Here is a 5144-nt window from a genome sequence, read left to right on the forward strand (position 1 = left end):
GGCTCTTATGGCAAGGTACTGCTGGTGGGGGGCAATCGCGGGATGCAGGGGGCCATCGTGCTGGCGGCCCGCGCCTGCCTACGGGCGGGGGCCGGGCTGGTGCGGGTGTGTCAGCATCCGGATCATCCGTCGGTCAGCCTCTATCAACCCGAACTGATGAGTCTCACCAGCGCTGATGACGAGGGGTGGGCGTCGGTGCGGGTCATTGGCCCCGGGCTCGGTCAGGATGAGTGGGGAAGCGCGCAAATCGCCCGTTATCTCACCGACCGGCTGCCACTGGTTTTGGACGCCGATGGATTGAATTGGCTGGCGCAATCTCCCCGCCATCAGGATAATTGGGTGCTCACGCCCCATCCCGGCGAAGCAGCGCGCCTGCTGGGATGCTCCATTGCCGAGATTGAAACCGACCGGTTTGCCGCCGTGCAGGCGTTGCAGCGGCGCTATGGCGGTGTGGTGTTGTTAAAAGGGGCGGGAACACTTATTTATGACGGCGAGCGGGTCGCTCTCTGTTGTGAAGGTAATCCCGGCATGGCAAGTGGCGGCATGGGCGATCTGTTATCTGGTATAATCGCCGCCCTTTTGGCCCAGGGCTGGTCTGCCACCATGGCAAGCTGGCTGGGCGCCGTGATCCACGGCGAGGCTGCCGACTTGGCCGCCGCCGATGGCGAGCGGGGCATGCTGGCGTCAGATCTGCTGCCGCTGATCCGCAAACTGGTTAATCCCGACACCATTACAAGTTAAAAAGAAGAACATGGCAAAACAGTTGATGATGACACTGCCGGACGAGGCAGCAACCGTGGCACTGGGTGGCCGTCTGGCACAGGCCTGCCAGCAGGCGACCACTGTGTTTTTGCATGGCACGCTTGGCGCCGGTAAAACCACCCTGACCCGCGGCTGGGTGCAGGGCCTTGGCCATCAGGGCAAGGTAAAAAGCCCGACTTACACTCTGGTCGAACCCTATGAGCTCGATGGCTGGCAGGTCTACCATTTTGATCTCTATCGCCTGGCTGATCCGGAAGAGCTGGAATTCATGGGCATTCGGGACTATTTTGCCGCCAACACTCTCTGTCTGGTGGAGTGGTCCGAGAAGGGCGAGGGCTGGTTACCGGCTCCCGACCTGGAAATTACCCTCACCTATGTAGGCGAGCAGCGCGAGGTTCTGATAGAGGCTCGCACTGCTATTGGCGAAGCCATTCTGGAACGGTTGTCATCTACGTGCGCTTGATCCTTGTTATTGCTCTCTCTTTGATGGCGTTACCCTCCTGGGCGAATCAGCTCAAGAGCGTACGAATCTGGCCATCACCGGATAACACCCGGGTGGTGCTCGATATGAGCAGCGCCCCCAATTACAACTACTTCACCCTCACGGGCCCGGATCGGCTGGTAATCGATCTGAAAGGGGCGAACAACGCCGCCAATCTGGCGCGGATCGAGAACAACAGCGAACTGGTGCGCAAGATCCGCCAGAGCACACCGCTGGAGAAGGGCGGTCTGCGGCTGGTGATGGATCTCAGCTCCGCCATCAAGCCGGTGGTCTTTCCGCTGGCGCCAGCCGGGCCCTATGGTCACCGTCTGGTCATCGACCTGCCTTATGAAGAGAAGCGCTCGGCGGCAGCAGTGCAATCCACGCCCGTCGGTGGCAAGGGCAAGGGGGTGGTGATTGCCATCGACCCGGGCCACGGCGGGGAAGACCCAGGCTCCATCGGCCCGCGTCGTACCTACGAGAAGCGGGTCACGCTGGCGGTCTCCCAGAAGCTGGCGTCACTGATCGACCGTGAGCCGGGGATGCGCGCCGTGATGACCCGTCGTGGCGACTACTTCGTCGACCTCAACAAGCGCTCCGAGATCGCCCGCAAGGCCAAGGCGGATCTGCTGGTCTCTATCCATGCAGACAGTTTTCATAACTCCACCCCGCGCGGCGCCTCGGTCTGGGTCCTCTCGACCAACCGTGCCAACCGCGAGATGGGTAGCTGGCTGGAGAAGCAGGAGAAGCAGGGCGAGCTGCTGGGCGGTGTCGGCAAGGTGTTGGCGGAATCTGATCCCAACCCCTATCTGGCGCAGACCTTCCTCGACCTCTCCATGGACAAGTCCCGTGCCGAAGGGTATGACGTCAGCCGCCAGATCCTGCGCTCCATGGGCAAGGTTGCCCGACTGCACAAGAAGGCGCCGGAGCATGCCAGTCTGGCGGTGCTGAAGGCGCCGGATATACCCTCGGTGCTGGTGGAGACCGGTTTTATCTCCAACCATGCGGAAGAGAAGCTGCTGGCCACCGCCAGCTATCAGGACCAGCTGGCTCGCGCCATCTTCGAGGGGATCCGCAACTACTACCGCGCCCACCCGACCAAGGGGGCCATGCTGACCGGCAAGGGGCAAGTGAGCCAACCTGCTGCTACTCGCCCTGCACCGGTAGCCCGGCAGCCGGTGAGCCAGCCCAGGCAGACACAGTCGCAGCCGGTAGTGACCAACAAGATGCCCGCCACCGCCCGCGACGGCGGTGCAGGGAGCGGCTCTGGCGCCGGGGTGATCAAGCCTTACTCGGCGGCAGCGCAGGAGAGCGGTGCACCGGTCAGCAGTGTGGGGGACTATGACAAATCGCGGATGCTCCGCCATGTGGTCAAACGGGGTGAGAGCCTCTCCCGCCTTGCCGAGAAGCATGGAGTGAGTCAGTCCACTCTGGTGGAGATCAACCAGCTGCGCAGCCGGGATATTCAGATTGGTCAGACCATCTATATTCCCCAGCAAGGGCAGAGCCGCGCTGCCGCCCCCGTTCGCAGTGACGACAAGTCGCAGATGATCCGCCATGTGGTCAAGCGGGGGGAGAGTCTCTCCCGCCTTGCCGAGAAACATGGGGTGAGCCAGGCACGGCTGGTAGAGATCAACAAGCTCAAGTCGCGGAATATTCAGGTAGGGCAGGTGCTCTATATTCCGCAAAACTGACGCGCGGGAGCGAGCGATGCCGCTCCCGTTGTTAGCGAATACCATCAGCAAGATTGAAATTCAGGAGCAAGCGATGCCGATCCGTATATTGCCCCCTATCCTTGCCAACCAGATTCCGGTTGGTGGAGAGGTGGTGGAGCGGCCCTCCTGGAGCCTTAAGAGACTGACCATCCGCAAGATAGAAATTCAGGAGTAAATGATGCCGATCCGTATTTTGCCACCCATTCTGGCCAACCAGATTGCAGCCGGAGAGGTGGTGGAGCGGCCCTCTTCTGTGGTGAAAGAGCTGGTGGAAAACAGCCTGGATGCGGGGGCCGACCGGGTCGAGATCGACATCGACAAGGGGGGCGCCAAGCTGATCCGCATCCGTGACAACGGCGGTGGCGTCGCCAAAGACGAGCTGGTGCTGGCGCTGTCGCGTCACGCCACCTCCAAGGTGGCCACGCTGGACGATCTGGAAGGGATCAACAGCCTCGGTTTTCGTGGCGAGGCGCTCGCTTCCATCAGCTCGGTCTCCCGTCTCACCTTCACCTCACGTACCGCCGAGCAGTCCGAAGCCTGGCAAGCCCAGGCGGAAGGGCGAGAGATGAGCGTCACCATCAAGCCGGCGGCCCATCCGGTGGGCACCACGGTGGAGGTGGTGGATCTCTTCTTCAATACCCCCGCGCGGCGCAAGTTCATGCGCAGTGAAAAGACCGAGTTTGCTCATATCGACGAGCTGGTGCGCCGCATCGCGCTCTCCCGCTTCGATGCCACCCTGATCCTGCGCCACAATGGCAAGGTGGTGCGCCAGTACAAGGCCGCCAATACCGTGCCGGAGCAGGAGCGACGTCTCGCCGCCGTTTGCGGCACCCCCTTCATGCACCATGCGCTGGCGGTGGAGAGCGAGCACAGCGATGTGCGGCTGTGGGGCTGGTTGGCGACTCCGGAGGGGGCAAGACCGCAAAACGACCTGCAATACACCTATGTCAACGGCCGGATGATGCGCGACAAGCTCATCAATCACGCCATTCGTCAGGCCTATGACGAGTTGTTGCCTCCCGACCGCTTCGCCGCCTATGTGCTCTATATCGAGCTGGATCCCCGTCAGGTGGATGTCAACGTTCACCCGGCCAAGCATGAGGTGCGCTTCCATCAGGCGCGACTGATCCACGACTTTATCTTTCAGGCGCTGTTTACTGCGCTGCGCCGCGAAGGGGTGAACACCGCTCATCAGGACACTCCGCTGGCCGAAACTCTGGTCGAGTTGCCGGTCAGTCCGCAGATTGAATATCCCGGTCAGGCGCTACGTCCCGAATGGTACGGAGCCGAGCACAGCTACCGGGCACCTGCACAGGTGCGGGAGGGGGGCGGTGGGGCTGGCCGAGCCAGCAATTATCAACCGCCCGAGCCCCCAAGCCGGGAGGCGATGCGCGGCATGGGCGCTTTGCTCACCACGCTGCCTATCGCAACTGCGACTGAGGCTGCTCCCGCACAGTCCACCGACACGGTGCCGTCACCCAAACAGGGGGGATGTCGCGCCCTGACACTGGTGTATCAGGCCTACCTGTTGATCGAGCGGGATAATCAGCTGGCGCTGCTCTCGCTGGTGCGCGCCGAGCGGGTGCTGCTGCGCCACTGGCTGCTGGAGACCTGGGGCCAGGGACTGGCGGCCCAGCCACTGTTGCTGCCGGTCTCCTTCAAGCTGCCGAAGAATTTGATCGCGCTGGTGACCGAGCAGGAACGTTTGCTGAAACGGATGGGGCTGGAGTTGAAAAGCGGGGGGCGCGACACCATGATCCTGACTCGGGTGCCGGCTCTGCTGCGCCAGACCGATCTGGTGCGTCTGTTACCCGAATTGCTGCAAATTATCGAGGGCGGATCTGACAGTGATGCTGGTCAGCAGGCTGAAGTATTATGCCAATGGCTGGTGGAGCAGGGGATAAGCCGCGAGAAGATATACGATTTTTCAACTGCCAGTCGTCTGCTGACGGAACTTGTGGCCGCTCACGCTGACCAACTGACAGATATTCGCATGGTACGCCCGCTTTCATTGGCGACCGTGCTGGAGGAGTTTGAACATGGCGAGTGACTTGCCGACCGCAATTTTTCTGATGGGGCCGACGGCCTCCGGCAAGACGGATCTCGCCATTGAACTGTGCCAGGCGCTGCCCTGCGACATCATCAGCGTCGATTCAGCGCTAATCTATCGCGGCATGGATGTAGGC

At 61.8% G+C, this 5144-nt stretch carries 5 protein-coding genes and 1 pseudogene; all 6 read left to right on the forward strand.

Annotated elements, in window-relative coordinates; all coding sequences use genetic code 11:
- Positions 1-741 (forward strand): NAD(P)H-hydrate dehydratase (locus AACS18_RS08815; protein WP_108612187.1); only part of this gene is annotated, 741 nt, incomplete at its 5' end.
- A 10-nt stretch (positions 742-751) separates the two neighbouring features.
- Positions 752-1225: a tRNA (adenosine(37)-N6)-threonylcarbamoyltransferase complex ATPase subunit type 1 TsaE gene (gene tsaE, locus AACS18_RS08820; RefSeq protein WP_005339056.1), complete on the forward strand. Its 474-nt coding sequence runs from the start codon at positions 752-754 to the stop codon at positions 1223-1225.
- A gap of 23 nt (positions 1226-1248) precedes the next feature.
- Entirely contained in the window at positions 1249-2937 is a 1689-nt protein-coding gene (locus AACS18_RS08825) for an N-acetylmuramoyl-L-alanine amidase (RefSeq protein WP_234881594.1), read from the forward strand.
- Positions 2938-2953: 16 nt separating this feature from the next.
- Positions 2954-3133 (forward strand): hypothetical protein, encoded by a 180-nt coding sequence (locus AACS18_RS08830; RefSeq protein WP_108612189.1) that lies wholly within the window; start codon positions 2954-2956, stop codon positions 3131-3133.
- A gap of 3 nt (positions 3134-3136) precedes the next feature.
- On the forward strand, positions 3137-5008 hold the full coding sequence (gene mutL / locus AACS18_RS08835) for a DNA mismatch repair endonuclease MutL (protein ID WP_108612200.1): 1872 nt from the start codon (positions 3137-3139) through the stop codon (positions 5006-5008).
- A pseudogene (locus AACS18_RS23280) lies at positions 4998-5144 on the forward strand (tRNA (adenosine(37)-N6)-dimethylallyltransferase MiaA); the annotation flags it as partial. The gene mutL and the pseudogene AACS18_RS23280, both read left to right, overlap by 11 nt.

Source organism: Aeromonas sp. HMWF015 (assembly GCF_963878965.1).
Lineage (GTDB): Bacteria > Pseudomonadota > Gammaproteobacteria > Enterobacterales > Aeromonadaceae > Aeromonas > Aeromonas veronii.